Below are 15,716 nucleotides of genomic sequence, written 5' to 3'. Positions count from 1 at the left end.
TGTTTCCCTGACACATTGCCTTCGGGGGCAAGCCCCTTCCCACACTTGATGGAGTGGATTGTATGGGCCAATGGCTCGATAGCATCACCGGCTGGCTGACCCTCAACCCACAATGGCTGGCGGCGGCGGTGTTTATCGTCGCGTGCGTGGAATGCCTGGCCATCGCCGGACTGATCGTGCCGGGCACGGTGCTGCTGTTTGCGATTGCCGCGCTGGCCGGCAGCGGCGCGCTGTCCTTGAGTGAAACCCTGCTGCTGGGATTCCTTGGCGGTTTACTGGGCGACGGGGTTTCGTACTACCTGGGCCGGCATTTCCACCAGAACATCCGGCGTCTGCCCGGTCTGCGTCACCATCCCGAATGGATGAATGGCGCGGAAACCTATTTCCACAAGTACGGCATCGCCAGCCTGCTGGTCGGGCGTTTCATCGGTCCGTTGCGGCCCATGCTGCCGATGGTCGCCGGCATGTGCGACATGCCGTTCCCGCGCTTTGCGATGGTGAGCGTCCTCGCGGCGGCGGGCTGGTCAGTGGCTTATCTGTTGCCGGGCTGGGCTGCCGGTGCCGCGTTCCGCTTGCCCCTGCCCGAAGGTTTCTGGCCGGAAGCGGCGATCGTCGCGGCCTGCCTGGCGGCACTGCTGGGGCTGAGTTTGAACAGCAGCCTGCGCGGCCATCGTCGCGCCACCTTGTGGATCGGCTGCGCCAGCCTGACGTTGCTGGTCGCGCTGTTTATCGGCTACCCGCACCTCAACGATTTCGATCAGGGCCTGAGCGCACTGGTGCAGGAACATCGCAGCCCGTGGCTCGACGAGGTGATGGTGCGGATCACCCAACTGGGCGAATTCAAGAAAATGTTCGTCGCCAGCGCGGTGTTTACCGGCCTGTTGTTGCTGGCGCGACAGTGGCGTCATGCCATATTCGTCGGCGCCACGCTGGCGGGCGCCGCCGTGATCAATACCGGCACCAAGCTCTTTTTCGCCCGTGGCCGCCCGGAAATCCTGACCGACCCGCTCACCAGTTTCAGCATGCCCAGCGGCCATGCCTCCGGCGCCTTTGCGTTCTTTCTGGCGCTGGCGGTACTGGCCGGCCGAGGCCAACCCACGCGACTGCGCCTGACCTGGCTGCTGCTGGGCTGCATACCGGCCGCGTTCATTGCGTTGTCGCGGGTCTACCTGGGCGCCCACTGGCCTACGGATATCCTGGCCGGCACGCTATTGGCAATGAGCGTGTGCGCATTGAGCCTCACCCTCATTCAATACCGCAGCCCGTTGCCGGCGATGACGCAAAAAGCCTGGTGGCTGGTGTTGCCCGTGGTGGTGGCGGTGCTCAGCTTTATCGCGTTTACCGGCACCTCACACGCGTTGCTCAGGTACGCCTACTGACCTTTGGCCGGGCCGATCCAGTCCACCGACGCGCTGCGACGCTCAACCCACCGCTCGCGTCGCTCCAGCAGCATTTCATCGGCAATGTCGGCGGCGCGCTCGGCGAGGTATTCCGCGCCCCGCGTGGGATCGTGCTGGAGCAACTGCGTGGTGACGCTGACGAAATACGCGTCCCAGGCGACTTGTTCCGAGGGTGTCAGCCGAATCATGGTCATCTCCGATCATTAGGGGTGTGATCGGAAAATAGTGCAGGCCACGTCCCTGAAAGCGACGCAACAAAGTCTGATACCCGCGTCAGAGCATTCCGAATCTCAGGTGAACAGCTCACCCTGCAATTCATCCAGCAACATCTGGATCGCATCCAGCCGTTGCTGCGGATCGTCCAGCTGCAGCAGGTCGACCTTATCCGCCTCGGTGAACGGCAGCAGATACGCCAGCTGATTACTCAGGGCCTGCTGGCCCTCGGCGTGGGCGTCCATGTCCAGCGAAGCGACCATCGGGTGCTCGGCCAATGCCTGCAGCAACGCCAGCAGGTCGGCGTCCTCCTCTTCCAGCGGCTGGTCCGGCAGTTCTTCGAGCCATTGCACCTCGGCAACCAGCAACTGGTCCTTCTGGACCTCGGCATCGTGCACGCGAAAACGCCGCCCGCCCTCGACGCGAATCCCCAGCAGGCCGTTATCCTGCTGCTTGAAGTCGCGGATCAGCGCCTCGCAGCCGATCAGCGCATAGGCATCCGGAGTCAGACCGACTTCCTTGCCATCAAGGATGCACACCACGCCGAAGCTTTCGCCCTTTTTCATGCAGCGACTGATCATGTCCAGGTAGCGCGCTTCGAACAGTTGCAAATCGAGGGTGCAACCAGGGAACAGCACAGTGTTGAGTGGAAACAGCGCCAGACTCATAAAGGTTTCCTTAAACCCGGTTTATACAATCACCGACACAGCCAGCGGCAGGAACACCGCCGTAGCCACGCCCATCAAACTCATGGCCAGCGCCGCAAAGGCGCCGCATTCTTCGCTTTCCTGCAGGGCCACCGAGGTGCCGACCGCATGGGCCGTCATGCCCAGGGCCATGCCGCGCGCCTCGGGGCTGTAGACACCCAGGCGCGACAGGAACGCCGGCCCGATCATCGCGCCGGCCACCCCGGTGATCAGCACGAACACCGCGGCCAATGCCGCCACTCCACCGATCTGCTCGGCCACCAGCATCGCGATTGGCGACGTCACCGACTTGGGCGCCATGGTCATCAGCACCCGGTGTTCGGCGCCGAACCACCAGCCCAGCAATACGCACAGGCCGGTGGCCAGCACCCCGCCTATCACCAGCGTAGTAAAAATCGGCCAGAACAATTGGCGAATCCGTCGCAGGTTCAGATAAAGCGGCACCGCCAGGGCCACCGTTGCCGGCCCCAGCAGAATGCCCATGATCTCGGTACTCTTGCGGTATTCGGCGTAGCTCAGGCCGCAGATCAGCAACACGCCGATCACCAGCAACATGGAAACCAGCACCGGCTGCAGGAAGATCCAGCGGGTTTTCTCGAACGCCGCCAGTACCAGTTGATAAGCGCCCAGGGTGATACCGATACCGAACAACGGGTGATGAATGACGGCCGTCCAGGCGCCCTGCCAGTCGAACATCATTGCCCCCGCTCCTTGCGCTTGACCATCCGTTCCATCAGCACCCCGACAACCCCCATGGCGATGACCAGCGACAGCACCAGCGCGCCGACGATGGCCCAGAAGTCGACAACGATGTCCTTGGCGTACACCATCACGCCCACGGCCGGCGGCACCAGCAGCAACGGTAAATAGCGCAGCAGGCTGCTGGCCGCCAGGCTCAGAGGCTCGCTGACTTCGCCGCGCCAGATCAGAAAGCCGAGCATCAGCAGCAGGCCGATGATCGGCCCCGGCAAGACCGGCAACAGCAGATGATTGAGCGCAGTGCCGATCAATTGAAACAGCACCAGCCAGGTCAGGCCACGTAACAGCATCCTCTCTGCCCCCTCTAAGTTCGTGCGCATTATAAGCACGCCCGCCCTATGCGTCGGCATTCGCCAAAAGCATGTTGGGTTGACCGGGCCGATTGCCCATGATGATCTACATTGGTTCTCTGTAGCCCATAAAAAACCCCTCATCAGCGGGGATAAAAATCAAGAACTCAGGAGAAACGCAATGCCCTATGTACCCGTAGCGCAGCTCAAGGATTATGTCGGCAAGGAACTGGGACGTTCCGAATGGCTCACCATCGACCAGGCGCGCATCAACCTGTTCGCAGAGGCCACCGGTGATCATCAGTTCATTCACGTCGACCCGGTCAAGGCGGCGCAAACCCCGTTCGGCAGCACCATCGCCCATGGGTTCCTGTCGCTGTCGCTGATGCCCAAGTTGATGGAAGACATCCTGATCATGCCCGAGGGCCTGAAGATGGCGGTCAACTATGGCCTGGACAGCGTGCGCTTCATACAGCCGGTGAAGGTCGACTCCAAGGTGCGCCTGAACGTCACCCTCACCGACGTCCACGAGAAAAAACCTGGCCAGTGGCTGTTCAAGGCCACCGCCACTTTGGAAATCGAAGGTCAGGAAAAACCGGCCTACATCGCTGAGTCATTGTCACTCTGCTTCGTGTAGGACGCTGGCTGTGGCGAGGCAACAAACCTTGCCACAGTGTATGTAAATTTATGTACGAAACGCGCAGCTGCGGCATACTCGGCGCTCAATTATCCGGATCCCGCTATGCGCCCACTCGCTCCCCTTGCCCTTGCCCTGTTGCTCACCGCTTGCGGAGATGGCGAATCGCTGTTGCCGCCCGATGCGCGCCTGCCCGATGGCGGCCGCTACCGTGGCGATGTGGTCAACGGCTTGCTGCAAGGCCAGGGGCGCGTCGACTACCCCAACGGCAGCTGGTACGCCGGCGAGTTCGATAAGGGCCAGTGGCACGGGCAGGGCGAATGGCACGGCAGCAACGGCGAAGTCTACAAGGGCCAGTTCAAGCAAGGCCTGTTTGATGGCCAGGGCAGCCTGACCACGGCGGGCAGCAGCTATGTGGGCGGCTTCAAGAACGGTCGACGCAACGGCGAAGGCACCCTCAAAGAGGGGCAGATGACCTATCGCGGCGAATTCAAGGACGACCAGTATTCCGGCCTCGGGCGCCTGGAACTGCCCGACGGCAGCCAGTACCAGGGCCAGTTCGCCCACGGCAAACCCAATGGCGAAGGCCAGCGCAACGACGACAGCGGCAATCAGTTCAGCGGCCACTTTGTCGATGGCCAGCTCGAAGGCAACGGCACGTTCAACAGCGCCGATGGTGATATCTACGTCGGCCAATTCAAACAGAACCAGCTCAACGGCAAGGGGCGCTATGAAAACGCCGACGGCGACGTGTGGATCGGCCAGTTCAAGGAAGGCGCCCTCAGCGGCAAAGGCGAACTGATCGGCGTCGATGGCAGCCATTACGTCGGCCAGTTCAGCGATTGGCGCTTCAGCGGCGACGGTCGCCTGAATCTTACCGATGGCAGCTTCTATATTGGCGGTTTTGACAGCGACAGCTACCAGGGGCGCGGCACGCTGGTGCTGACCGACGGTACGGTACAGGCCGGCACCTGGGTCAACGGCATGCGCGTGCGCGACGCCGAGGGCAAGCTGCTGCCCGACCCCCTGGAAATCGGCGTATTGGCCCAAGGCCACTTGCTGGCCGAGGCCCTCGCCGCCGTCCCCGCGTCCACGCCTGCCGTCGAACTGTACACCTTGGCATTGGCCGGCGACGGCAAGCAAAGCGTGTTCCTGCGCGAAGCCGATTACGTCAGCAACATGCTCGCCACCCGCTTCGGTGCTCATGGGCAGATTCGCCTGGTCAACCACCGCGACCATATTGCCGACCGCCCCATGGCCACCCGCGAAAATCTGCGCCGCGCCGTGCAAACCCTGGCCGAGCGTAGCGGGCCGGAAGACCTGGTGTTCATTTATATGACCAGCCATGGCACCCATGAACACGAACTGGTGCTCGACCAGCCGCGCATGGAACTGGCCGACCTGCCGGCCGATGAACTGGCCGCCGTGCTCGCACCCCTGAAAAACCGCGACAAGATCATCGTGATTTCCGCCTGCTATTCCGGCGGCTTCATCCCCGCATTGAAGGACGAACGCACGCTGATCATGACCGCCTCGCGCGCCGACCGCGTGTCGTTCGGCTGCTCGGAAGAAGCGGACTTTACCTACTTCGGCGATGCACTTTTCGCACAGGCTTTCAATCAAACTGACGATTTGCAACAAGCCTTCAAACTGGCACAACTGCACGTGGCCGAACGCGAACAGGCGGACAACTTCGAGGCCTCCGAACCGCAGATCTGGGCCCCTAAGGGCGTGATCGCCCACTGGCAATTATTACGTAAACAGCAGGCACGAAAGGCGCTCGAAAGCGTCTCAATGAATAGCAAGGAAGCCAAAGGCAACTAAGCTGTAACGTGTAACAAGGGGGAAACACCATGTACCTGACACCGCAGCATATCTTGCTGGCCGGCGCCTCCGGCCTTACCGGCGAACACTTGCTGGACCGCCTGCTCAACGAACCCACCGTCACCCGCGTGCTGGCACCCAGCCGTAAACCACTGGCTGAACACCCACGCCTGGAAAACCCGGTAGGCGACCCGGCCGTGTTCCTGCCCCAACTGAGCGGCCAGGTGGATATCGCCTTCTGCTGCCTGGGTACCACGATCAAGAAAGCCGGTTCCGAAGCGGCGTTCCGGGCGGTCGACCTGGACATGGTGGTGGCCTTCGCCAGGCGCGCTCGGGAACTGGGCGCACGGCACCTGATCGTGATCAGTGCGATTGGCGCCGACCCGAAATCCTCGGTGTTCTACAACCGGGTCAAAGGGGAAATGGAACAGGCATTGAGAGCCCAGGACTGGCCGCAACTGACCATCGTGCGGCCCTCGTTGTTGCTGGGCGAACGACTGGAACCGCGCCTGGCCGAACAACTGGCCGGGCCGTTGTCTCGGTTGATTCCGGGCAAGTACCACGGTATCGAAGTGTGCGAACTGGCCCGCGCCATGTGGCGTCTGGCGCTGGAAGAGCAGGATGGCGTGCGGGTGGTGGAGTCCGATGAGCTGCGCAAGCTCGGTAAATAAATAAAGGCAAACACGGAACCCAATGTGGGAGGGGGCTTGCCTAATGCCAGTCTGTAGGAGCGAGCTTGCTCGCGAGAAACTCACAGGCACCGCGTTCATTCAGAAAGCACGCGTTATCGTTGACGTTTTTCGCGAGCAAGCTCGCTCCTACAGACTGGCACATTTCAGGTTTGCTATAGGCCGCCGGTGGCGTTGAAGCCGACGCCCAGCACGGTCAACAACGACAGTGGCAACAGCAGCGTATCGAGCAACGCGCTGGCGGGCAGGTCGATATGGGGATAGCTGGGGGCCTCGGCGCCGAACCTGTCCCTGGCGCAGCAGCCGCCGTTGATCGCGTACAGATCCAGCCGGGTACCCGCATACACCACCGGCGCGCCCGGTTGCGCCGCATCCAGCGTGCGCGCGGTGGCGCAGCCGGTCAGCTGCAGCGCCAGCACCATCCACAGCGCCTTATTCATCGCCACTCAAATGATGCTCGCCCCAACGCGGCAGCATGTCCTGGGGGATATTCAGCAGGTTGAGAATACGCGCCACCACAAAGTCCACCAGATCATCGATGGTCTGCGGCTGATGATAGAAGCCCGGCGATGCGGGCAATATGGTCACCCCCATGTTCGACAATTTGAGCATATGCTCCAGATGAATACTGGAATAAGGCGCTTCGCGTGGCACCAGAATCAACTGGCGCCGCTCCTTCAAGGTGACGTCCGCCGCGCGCTCGATCAAGTTATTGCACGCCCCGGTAGCAATCGCCGACAGGGTGCCGGTGGAGCATGGCACCACCACCATCGCCGCCGGCGCACCGGAGCCGGAAGCGACCGGCGACATCCAGTCCTCTTTGCCATACACCTTGATCTGCCCCGCCGCCGCGCCGGTGTATTCGGTGAGGAAGGCCTGCATCATCTGCACCTTGGCCGGCAGTTCCACTTCGGTTTCGGTGGCCATCACCAGTTGCGCGGCCTTGGAGATCAGAAAGTGCACCTCACGGTCTTCACGTACCAGGCAATCGAGCAGGCGCAGGCCATACGGCGCACCCGAGGCGCCGGTCATCGCCAGGGTCACGCGTTCCGGGCCGCTCACTGGAGTGCCTCGGCCAGCTTGCCGTGCAGGCCGCCGAAGCCGCCGTTGCTCATGATCACCACGTGGGTGCCCGGCTTGACCAGGTGTTTGACGTGCTCGATGATGCCTTCCAGTGAGTCGCATACCTTGGAAGGCACGGTGCACAGTGCGGCGATGGCCGGCAGGTCCCAGCCGAGGTTGGCGGGTGCGTACCACACCACCTGGTCGGCGTCATTCACGCTTTCGGGCAGGCCATCGCGGTGCGCGCCCAGCTTCATGGAATTGGAGCGCGGCTCGACGATCGCAATGATTTGCGCATCACCGACGCGCTTGCGCAGGCCATCCAGCGTGGTGGCAATCGCCGTGGGGTGGTGGGCAAAGTCGTCGTAGATGGTAATCCCGTTCACGTCGGCGACCTTTTCCATCCGCCGTTTCACACTCTTGAACGCGCTCAAAGCGGCGATGCCCATGGCCGGCGTCACGCCCACGTGCCGCGCGGCCGCCAGGGTTACCAGGGCGTTGGCGACGTTATGCTGGCCGGTCATGTCCCAATCGACGATGCCTTGGGCCACGCCTTCGAACAGCACTTCAAATCGGGAACCGTCGTCACTGAGCAACTTGACCTGCCACTGCCCGCCGACGCCGGTGGTTTGCACCGGAGTCCAGCAGCCCATGTCGATCACGCGCTGCAACGCGGGCTCAGTGGTGGGATGGATCACCAGGCCTTCGCTGGGGATGGTGCGCACCAGATGGTGGAATTGCCGTTCAATGGCCGGCAGATCAGCGAAGATGTCGGCGTGATCGAATTCCAGGTTGTTCAGGATCGCCGTACGCGGACGGTAGTGGACGAACTTGGAGCGTTTGTCGAAAAAGGCGCTGTCGTATTCATCGGCTTCAATCACGAAAAACGGCGTATCGCCCAGGCGCGCCGACACCGAGAAATTCTGCGGCACGCCGCCGATCAGAAAGCCCGGGCTCATGCCCGCGTGCTCCAGCACCCAGGCAAGCATGCTGCTGGTGGTGGTCTTGCCGTGGGTGCCGGCCACGGCCAATACCCAGCGCCCCTGCAGCACATGATCAGCCAGCCACTGGGGACCTGAAACGTAAGGCAAACCTTTATTCAGCACGTATTCGACCGCCGGGTTGCCGCGCGACATCGCGTTGCCAATCACCACCAGATCCGGCACCGGATTGAATTGCGAAGGATCGTAACCTTGAGTCAGTTCAATCCCTTGCGCCTGCAGTTGCGTGCTCATCGGTGGATAAACATTGGCATCGGAGCCAGTTACGTGATGGCCCAGCTCTTTGGCCAGAACCGCCATCGAACCCATGAACGTGCCGCAGATACCCAGAATATGAATGTGCATAGTTGACCTCGTAAACATCGAGGCAGGTTAGCGTAGGGTGGGAAAGTTCGCACGCTTTAGCTGAGGGCGAAACGCCCGCCGCAGGGATACGGCGGGCGCGTAGGCCGGATCAACACGGTGCCGGCCGTCAAGGCCTATTGGAGGGCCACCAGCAAGTCCGACGCTTTCTCTATAGGCAGCACAGGCGTATGGGTCTTGGGCACGGGTGAGATTTTAATGACCCCCAGCAAGGCAGAAAGAGCAGCCATCCGACTTTCCAGATCGATCACTCGCTCTTTGATGTCGTCTTTTTCAGGCCCCGTGGACGCCGGTTGGAAATCAATTTTCCGGGCCTTGGCCTCTTTACCCAGCTCCCTCTCGACATAGCCAATCATGGCCTCAAGCGAGTCGAGGCGCTCCTCTCTCGTTTGCATCACCCATTTCAGGTCAGGTCCGACAGACTGCTCCTCACGCAGTTTCGACAGGGTGTTGACCAACAGGAAAACGCTGTTCTGCGCGTAATCGACCAGCCGCCCCTCTTCGATGCTTTGTTGTGTCACAGGCGCAGGCGTCGGATTGATAAGTGGCTTGAGTGCTTCGTTGACACTTCCAACCACGACCATGCCAATCGACGTGACAGGTACGCTGATCGCCGTCGTGATCGCTGCGGTCTTGAGCAGGGTCGTGTTAGTCGGCGGAAGCGCGGTCTCCTTGGCCTTGACCGCCGCCTTGGCATTTTCCTCAAGGGTTCGCGCAGAAAAAGGTTCTACATCCTTACCATTGACTCGGCCCGGGCTGGGCTGACCGAACAGCTGGTCACGGATTTGCGCATCCCTGGCGGCTTGCCAGGCCTTTCGCTGTTTTTCTACATACGCGGTCATTTCCGGCGCTTGCCCGGCACCTGAGGGAGACGCGTCTCCCGGCTGCCGAGTACCACTGGCGTGGCCTGGGCCGTCGAAGCCGTTCACCTTGGAGTCCACGAACCCTTGATCGAACCTTTGGTGGCCTGTATCCACGCTATTACGTGTGATACCCCCGACGCTGGGCGCGTCAACCCGTGTCGGGCTCGGCAAACTCTCTCTGGAACCGCCCCTCAGAAGGCCGCCAATGACCTCACCTATTTTTGAACACGTTATAGTTCGATAGGCTTTTTTGTGATTGATACGCCCTTTGAATACAAGCGCAGTGCGGACAGGAAGTAATGCCGTTGTTATTGTTATTGAACGCTTCATCTTCATTCACCTTATTCGGGATAAATAAAACCATTCACATTCCCTGTCGAATGAATATTAATCTTTAGTCACCTGAACACGTCCCTGTATCAACTGTGCAATGAACTCACAGCACCAAACTGTGCCAACTGAACACCAAACGGTGTTTTAGTGACAATGTTGTAGGCATACCAGGCACCGTTCTTGAAGACGGCCACGGCAGGTCGCCATACATTATCCTCAGCCGCGTGAAAAAAACCTTTTACAATATCGCCCTCCTTATAAGTTTTAGTGACATCATAACTTCCATAACGCCCTCTCAAACGTGACAGCACGTCATGACCGTGTTCAGCCAGGTACTTCACATCTTTATAACCGGCACGCGCGCCTTTATTTAAGTTCTTCGCAATATCGACTGAGTCGGTATAGCCCACGGACGCACCGATACCCGCCACGACACCCGTTTTAATTATATTCAACGCACCTTTGCCAGCCTTGGCGGCTTTGCGCGCAGCATTCGCGCCGGGAATCACAAAGCCGAGAATGTCGAACCCGAGATTGAATACCGCCCCGCCTATGTCACCTTTGATCGCGTCTTGGACACCGTCGTAAAAAGGCACGAGACTCAGAAAAAAACCCTTCAGCTTTTCGTCGTAGGCACGTCCTTTTTCAATCTCGGTGACGCCCGCCGCCTCTTTTTGCAGGGCACCGTAGTCCTTGGTGAAATAACCACCCGCCGCGTGTGCGAGCGCACCCGATTTAACGGAAAAGTAGTCACCTTGTTTTTCCCCGTCCGGCGCAGGCGGATCGCGGGTTTTATCCGTTACCCCGTATTGCGCGTAGGCATGCGGCAAACCTGGAATATAACCTTCGCTTTCCCCTCCAAAATAGGAACGATCATCCAGGTCGATCCGTCCGCCCGGAAAGCCGTCTTCCTTGACGATCCTGCCTTCGGCTGGAAAGTAACTGTAGGCGCTGACGTTTCCGTCAGGCTCCACCACTTTCATCAGCAACCCGTGCCTGCCCTTCAGCGCTTCAAGCTCCTGCGCATTGGGCGTTGGAGGCAGGCATTCCCTGGGTGTGAACAACCCTGAGGTGCAAGGCCCGTTCTTGGTATAGGCGCGGGACACCTCAAAAAAACTGACGTCCGATTGGCTGATACGCACCCTGTCTGCCATGGGCAGCAGTGACAGCTGATATTTGAACTGGATAGCCCAGGCACTTTGCTGAACCTTGCGATATTCCTGAAACTTCGTTGCAAACACTTTATTAATGTCAGGTGTCAGTTCAGACAGGCGCGACTTCAAACGCTCATAAGGAAAACGCCGCTCATCCGTGGATTCCCAATAGTCCGGCCGGATCGGCCCCGTCATGTAAATATCCAACAGCGAAAGCGGCTTATGCCTTATGGATGTCTGCTCCATCACCTCAAGCGTCGGGTCTATCTCTGGAAATACCCGCCTCAACTCTGCCAGCGCCAGTTCCCTGCGCGTCGTCGGTGGTGTCTTCATGGCATTACTTGCCCAGCGCAGCTCCTTTTGCTGCCTGTTGAGTATCCGTTGGGCCTGCTCGGCCTGCGCATCCGGATAAGTCTGAGTCGGGCTGGTGTCGATGACGCGGTTGGCAATGCCCCAGGCAATGATCGGTTCACGCGCGGCGAAGCCCAGTTGGTCATCACCCTCGATCGAAACGGGCGGCGTATTACCGAACGCCATCACCTGGCTGAAGGTCATGTTTGCCGCTGCGCCAGGCACTTGCTGCTCTATGCGCGACACTTCTATACAAAAATTCGTCCAGGTGTGGGAGCCATACACAAGATTGGGCGGGATGTTTGTTACCAGGAACTCAGGGGCCGCCGCCGATAACAAAAGGTGTGCGGCGACGGCTGCGCCCTCGTTGCCGATTCTGCCGGCAAGGTGTGTCGTAAAGCGTTTGACGATTTCTGCCGAAGAAGCGCCCGCGTTATCAGCGCCATACAAGTTGTAGCCCGCCAGGTTGAACCGCGACTTGGCCAGGCCGGGATCGACTTCCTGGATCAGGGCTGCGCCAAGACTTTCAATCGCGCTTGTGGGGGTGTCGATCACCTTGAGCACCTCCTGGATCAAGCTGCCCAGCCGCTGCGCCTCGGGCGTGCGCAGGAGCTGGTCGAGGGCGATTGCCGGATAATCCGCCATGGCCTTTCTGAGATTGTCTGGAAGATGACTGATCAACCGACTCAAGAGGCTGCCCGCTCCAGGCGCGCTTGTCGTATCTGGCCCGGTCTGCGCCTTGACGAGCTTTGCCATCTTGCGCAGTGACGTAGACGACAGCCCCTGCCCAATGTGCCTTACGCCGCCTTCGTCCACGCCCGGCGCCCTGTGCGCCAGGTCAAAGGACAGTGCCGAGGCCAACGCATGAGCCTGAGCACTGTTCGCGGGCATTTTGTAGCCTTCCAGCTTGAGCAGGTGGGCAAGGCTCGCCGTATTATTCGGCTCTCGATCAAACAGCGCGGAGCGAGGATCGATGGGCACGTTGATCCGCTCCAGATCAACACGCCCGCCAGCGTCGTCGACCAAGCCGTTCAATGCGCTCATCAGCCTGTACCGATTGGCGTCATCGCCCAGCGCTTGCCGATGCGCCGCCAGCGCGGCGTCGGAGTGGGTCGAGAGGTGACGCTCGTCCAGATTGAAGCCGGGATGATCCTTGAACTGTTTGAGGCGAACGCTGGCTTGGGCGCCGTCAAAAAGATCGGGCTCCTTGTAGAATTGCGCAACCAGGGTCATCGACACGCCGTCCTGCCCGCTCCCTGGGTATTGCACCGCTTGACCGTACTCAGGAGCAAATACCCTGCCAATGGCCAGGAGCGTGCGGGAAACATCAGACCATCCTGAATCATCTGACAGATAAAAGGTTTTGGGCCGGCCGTCCACATAGCCTTTTATTTCCCCGCGAGCGGGAATCAGCGTCAGATAGCGCGTATCAAGCCCCTGCTTTTTAGCCCAAGCTGAAAACTCTTCGCTTTTAAATGCGCTGTCCAATTGGGCGTACCAGAGCGCTACGGTCGAGTGCGGCGGGACCTGCACAGCGGGTGGCCGGATTGAAGTTCTATAACTACCGTCTAACAATAATGAGGCGTATGAGCTAGCGACTTCAGCATCAGCCTCGGCGCGACTCGTTGAATGAGCCTTAGTTGTTTCAATCGTAACGCGGCTTTTATCTATTGCGACGCAACCCGTGTGACTTACATGGACTTCACCTCGCACAGCAAGTGATCTGAAGGACGCTGTCATTGGGGGCGCAGACACTGTTGGAATACTCATAATCCACCCTGAATACAGTAACGAAGCTTCTAAACAACCGGCGCTTCAATGTACTCAATGTGTGGAGCAAACATGCAAAATACGCGACATTTAAAATCGACATAATATTGCTGAAACCAACAAGTTACACGCCTCAGTTATTTATTAACCCAGACATAAATAAAAGTGCAATACCGTTGTAGGCTAAACGACCAAACCTCGTGAAATTTCATACTTTCTCAACTTGCGGTACAACGTGTTGCGGCTAACGCCCAAATGCGTTGCCGCCTGGCTCATATGCCAGCGCTGTTGTTCCAGAGCGGCCAGCAGGGTTGACCGCTCGGCCTCTTCAAAGGGGGACAGAGAAGAAACACTTGATTGAGCATCAGGGGCTCGCGCGTGACGAATCATCGGCGGTAAGTTTTCCAGACCGACACTACCGTCTTCGCACAACGCGACCAGCGTGCGTAATACCGTACGCAACTGTCGGACATTGCCCGGCCAGGCAAACGTCAACAACGCGTCGCGCGCAGCCGGCTGCAGATAGACCGCTTGCTCACCGGCTTCTTGCGCCAGCAGCAGGGCCAGCAACTGCGATTTGTCAGTGCGCTGACGCAACGCCGGCAGCGCAACTTCCAGGCCGTTGAGCCGATAATACAAATCCTCGCGAAAGCCGCCGTCCTCTACCCGCGCCAGCAGATTGCGGTGGGTAGCACTGATAATCCTGACGTCTACGGCTTGGGGCTCACCCCCGATAGGCACCACCAGGCGATCTTCCAGCACCCTGAGCAACCGCGTCTGCAAGGCCAGGGGCATGTCGCCGATCTCGTCGAGGAACAGGGTGCCGCCATCGGCTTGCTGCAGCTTGCCCTGCATGCCCTCCTTGCGTGCGCCGGTAAAACTGCCGCCGCGATAGCCGAACAATTCACTTTCGATCAGGTTTTCCGGGATGGCGGCGCAGTTGAGGGCGACGAAAGGTTTGTCGGCACGCTGGCTGGCCAGGTGTACCGCCTTGGCAAACGCTTCCTTGCCCGAACCGGTTTCGCCATTGACCAGCAACGGCACATCACGCTCGAAAACCCGCACGGACTGGCTGAAAGCCTGCCGCAGCGCAGGGTCATCCAGGCAGACGCCGGGCGAGCGCGAACGGCCGGGAACAGCCGGTTTAGCGCTGGGAGCCGGGGTCGGGCGCCCCTGCCCGCGCAACGCCGCGAACAGCCGGCGGCCATCACGGGTGCGCAACGGCCAGCCAGCCGTGGCGTTGGCGCTGGCACGCCCCAGCAACTGATCCAGGGAACAGTCGAAAACCGCTTCCACCGGCTGGCCCAACAAGGCGCCACGAAGCTGCCCCAACAGGTTCAGTGCGCTCTGGTTGAGCGCACAGATGCGCCCTTCCCCGTCAAAGGCCAGCAGCCCCTCACTGAACAACCCGACCGACTCCGCCTGCAGGTGAAAGCGCAACAACCAGTGCTGTTCGAAGTGGCGCAAAAAGTAGCAGCTTTCAATCATCTTGGCCGACAGGTTGACCAGCGCCATGGTGTGGAACTGACTCTGGCGCGACACGGCTTCGCGGGCCGACGACACGTCCAGTACCGCCAGCAACTCACCGTGCGGGTCGAACACCGGGCTCGCCGAACAAGTCAGCCCGGTGTGACGACCACGAAAATGCTCGTCACGGTGGATAGTCAGTGATTGGCGCTCGACCAGGCAGGTGCCGATGCCATTGGTGCCCTCGCAGGCCTCGCTCCAGTCGGCGCCCAGCCACAGCCCGGCCCGCTCGAAAATCCTGCGCTCGGACGGCGCGGTGACGCAGTTGAGGATCACCCCGCGTGCATCGGTGAGCAGCACCGCATGGCCCGCGCCCGAGAGCTGCTGGTGCAGGCTGTTCATTTCGGTGCCTGCGATGTGCAAGACCTGGCGCAAGCGTTCGCGGCTTTCCAGCAAGCGGTCATGCTCCAGCACGGTGGGGGCGACGGTCAGCGCAGGGTCGAGGTGGTAGTCCTCCAGGCAACGCAACCAGGAGCGGGCAATCGACGGGTCGCTGCCCGGCCCGTGAGGCGACTCTTGCCCACGGGTGACGGTGAGCACCTGCTGGGCATGGCGACTGAAATGATCGTTGTGCATGTTCTTATTATTCTCCCTGCGTGAGAACGTCCAGCATCCCCCAGGCACTCGGCCATTGCAATCCCGCGCCGACCCGCCGGTCACAGGCTGTACCGTTTATGGCACACACTGTCACCCGTCTGTATCGACCCGGCCACAGTCATGCCTGGTAAACAAAACCTGCCCCTTGATTTACCGGGACCACACGCAGTGGCCCG

Annotated in this window: 14 protein-coding genes; 4 read left to right on the top strand and 10 right to left on the bottom strand. The window is 60.2% G+C overall.

The genetic code is table 11. The features are described from left to right. Nucleotides 1–62 precede the first annotated feature (62 nt). Complete coding sequence (locus TU82_RS19660; protein WP_057724892.1) at nucleotides 63–1,379, top strand: bifunctional DedA family/phosphatase PAP2 family protein; 1,317 nt, start codon at nucleotides 63–65, stop codon at nucleotides 1,377–1,379. On the opposite strand, the gene TU82_RS19655 is transcribed toward TU82_RS19660, so the two are convergent. The 4 genes from TU82_RS19655 to TU82_RS19640 form a co-directional block, all read right to left on the bottom strand. Continuing rightward, entirely contained in the window at nucleotides 1,373–1,588 is a 216-nt protein-coding gene (locus tag TU82_RS19655) for a hypothetical protein (protein ID WP_057725055.1), read from the bottom strand. The two genes, TU82_RS19660 and TU82_RS19655, sit on opposite strands and share 7 nt — an antisense overlap. Nucleotides 1,589–1,690: 102 nt before the next feature. Continuing rightward, entirely contained in the window at nucleotides 1,691–2,281 is a 591-nt protein-coding gene (locus TU82_RS19650) for an LON peptidase substrate-binding domain-containing protein (RefSeq protein ID WP_057724891.1), read from the bottom strand. 21 nt (nucleotides 2,282–2,302) lie between these two features. Then, nucleotides 2,303–3,019, bottom strand: coding sequence for an LrgB family protein (locus TU82_RS19645; RefSeq protein WP_057724890.1), 717 nt, complete (start codon nucleotides 3,017–3,019; stop codon nucleotides 2,303–2,305). After that, nucleotides 3,016–3,369 carry a CidA/LrgA family protein gene (locus TU82_RS19640; protein WP_057724889.1) on the bottom strand — a complete coding sequence of 118 codons (354 nt, stop codon included), beginning with the start codon at nucleotides 3,367–3,369 and terminating at the stop codon, nucleotides 3,016–3,018. Before TU82_RS19640 ends, TU82_RS19645 begins: the two co-directional genes overlap by 4 nt. Before the next feature lie 181 nt (nucleotides 3,370–3,550). Here TU82_RS19640 and TU82_RS19635 point away from each other — a divergent pair, with 181 nt between their 5' ends. From TU82_RS19635 to TU82_RS19625, 3 genes are all read left to right on the top strand, one after another. Beyond that, nucleotides 3,551–4,006 (top strand): MaoC family dehydratase, encoded by a 456-nt coding sequence (locus TU82_RS19635; protein WP_057724888.1) that lies wholly within the window; start codon nucleotides 3,551–3,553, stop codon nucleotides 4,004–4,006. Nucleotides 4,007–4,111: 105 nt separating this feature from the next. Beyond that, nucleotides 4,112–5,830, top strand: a complete 1,719-nt coding sequence (locus TU82_RS19630) for a C13 family peptidase (RefSeq protein WP_057724887.1) — start codon at nucleotides 4,112–4,114, stop codon at nucleotides 5,828–5,830. A 29-nt stretch (nucleotides 5,831–5,859) separates the two neighbouring features. Beyond that, nucleotides 5,860–6,501: an oxidoreductase gene (locus TU82_RS19625; protein ID WP_057724886.1), complete on the top strand. Its 642-nt coding sequence runs from the start codon at nucleotides 5,860–5,862 to the stop codon at nucleotides 6,499–6,501. Nucleotides 6,502–6,674: 173 nt separating this feature from the next. Here the strand turns inward: TU82_RS19625 and TU82_RS19620 are convergent, their stop codons facing one another. The 6 genes from TU82_RS19620 to TU82_RS19595 all read right to left on the bottom strand — a co-directional run bounded on the left by TU82_RS19620 (nucleotide 6,675) and on the right by TU82_RS19595 (nucleotide 15,519). Next, nucleotides 6,675–6,959, bottom strand: coding sequence for a YceK/YidQ family lipoprotein (locus TU82_RS19620; RefSeq protein WP_057724885.1), 285 nt, complete (start codon nucleotides 6,957–6,959; stop codon nucleotides 6,675–6,677). Then, on the bottom strand, nucleotides 6,952–7,581 hold the full coding sequence (ubiX, locus tag TU82_RS19615) for a flavin prenyltransferase UbiX (protein ID WP_082632042.1): 630 nt from the start codon (nucleotides 7,579–7,581) through the stop codon (nucleotides 6,952–6,954). The genes TU82_RS19620 and ubiX overlap by 8 nt, the downstream gene beginning before the upstream one ends. Further along, nucleotides 7,578–8,927 (bottom strand): UDP-N-acetylmuramate:L-alanyl-gamma-D-glutamyl-meso-diaminopimelate ligase, encoded by a 1,350-nt coding sequence (mpl, locus tag TU82_RS19610; RefSeq protein WP_057724884.1) that lies wholly within the window; start codon nucleotides 8,925–8,927, stop codon nucleotides 7,578–7,580. Before mpl ends, ubiX begins: the two co-directional genes overlap by 4 nt. A 134-nt stretch (nucleotides 8,928–9,061) precedes the next feature. Further along, nucleotides 9,062–9,787, bottom strand: a complete 726-nt coding sequence (locus TU82_RS19605) for a hypothetical protein (protein ID WP_057724883.1) — start codon at nucleotides 9,785–9,787, stop codon at nucleotides 9,062–9,064. 440 nt (nucleotides 9,788–10,227) lie between these two features. After that, entirely contained in the window at nucleotides 10,228–13,134 is a 2,907-nt protein-coding gene (locus tag TU82_RS19600) for a hypothetical protein (protein WP_156421674.1), read from the bottom strand. A gap of 465 nt (nucleotides 13,135–13,599) precedes the next feature. Further along, the gene (locus tag TU82_RS19595; RefSeq protein WP_057724881.1) at nucleotides 13,600–15,519 is read right to left on the bottom strand and encodes a sigma-54-dependent Fis family transcriptional regulator; all 1,920 of its coding nucleotides are present in this window, start codon (nucleotides 15,517–15,519) and stop codon (nucleotides 13,600–13,602) included. Nucleotides 15,520–15,716 lie beyond the last annotated feature (197 nt).

Origin of the sequence: Pseudomonas orientalis, from assembly GCF_001439815.1 — a bacterium.
Lineage (GTDB): Bacteria > Pseudomonadota > Gammaproteobacteria > Pseudomonadales > Pseudomonadaceae > Aquipseudomonas > Aquipseudomonas orientalis.
The sequence above is the reverse complement of the archived record's forward strand: the minus strand, read 5'-3'. Positions and strand labels throughout refer to the sequence as shown.

What these genes read in the sequence shown, in the direction of transcription:
- TU82_RS19660 (WP_057724892.1), top strand. Translation starts at nt 63, where the DNA reads ATGGGCCAATGGCTCGATAGCATCACCGGCTGGCTGACCCTCAACCCA.
- TU82_RS19655 (WP_057725055.1), bottom strand. Translation starts at nt 1,588, where the DNA reads ATGATTCGGCTGACACCCTCGGAACAAGTCGCCTGGGACGCGTATTTC.
- TU82_RS19650 (WP_057724891.1), bottom strand. Translation starts at nt 2,281, where the DNA reads ATGAGTCTGGCGCTGTTTCCACTCAACACTGTGCTGTTCCCTGGTTGC.
- TU82_RS19645 (WP_057724890.1), bottom strand. Translation starts at nt 3,019, where the DNA reads ATGATGTTCGACTGGCAGGGCGCCTGGACGGCCGTCATTCATCACCCG.
- TU82_RS19640 (WP_057724889.1), bottom strand. Translation starts at nt 3,369, where the DNA reads ATGCTGTTACGTGGCCTGACCTGGCTGGTGCTGTTTCAATTGATCGGC.
- TU82_RS19635 (WP_057724888.1), top strand. Translation starts at nt 3,551, where the DNA reads ATGCCCTATGTACCCGTAGCGCAGCTCAAGGATTATGTCGGCAAGGAA.
- TU82_RS19630 (WP_057724887.1), top strand. Translation starts at nt 4,112, where the DNA reads ATGCGCCCACTCGCTCCCCTTGCCCTTGCCCTGTTGCTCACCGCTTGC.
- TU82_RS19625 (WP_057724886.1), top strand. Translation starts at nt 5,860, where the DNA reads ATGTACCTGACACCGCAGCATATCTTGCTGGCCGGCGCCTCCGGCCTT.
- TU82_RS19620 (WP_057724885.1), bottom strand. Translation starts at nt 6,959, where the DNA reads ATGAATAAGGCGCTGTGGATGGTGCTGGCGCTGCAGCTGACCGGCTGC.
- mpl (WP_057724884.1), bottom strand. Translation starts at nt 8,927, where the DNA reads ATGCACATTCATATTCTGGGTATCTGCGGCACGTTCATGGGTTCGATG.
- TU82_RS19605 (WP_057724883.1), bottom strand. Translation starts at nt 9,787, where the DNA reads ATGACCGCGTATGTAGAAAAACAGCGAAAGGCCTGGCAAGCCGCCAGG.
- TU82_RS19595 (WP_057724881.1), bottom strand. Translation starts at nt 15,519, where the DNA reads ATGCACAACGATCATTTCAGTCGCCATGCCCAGCAGGTGCTCACCGTC.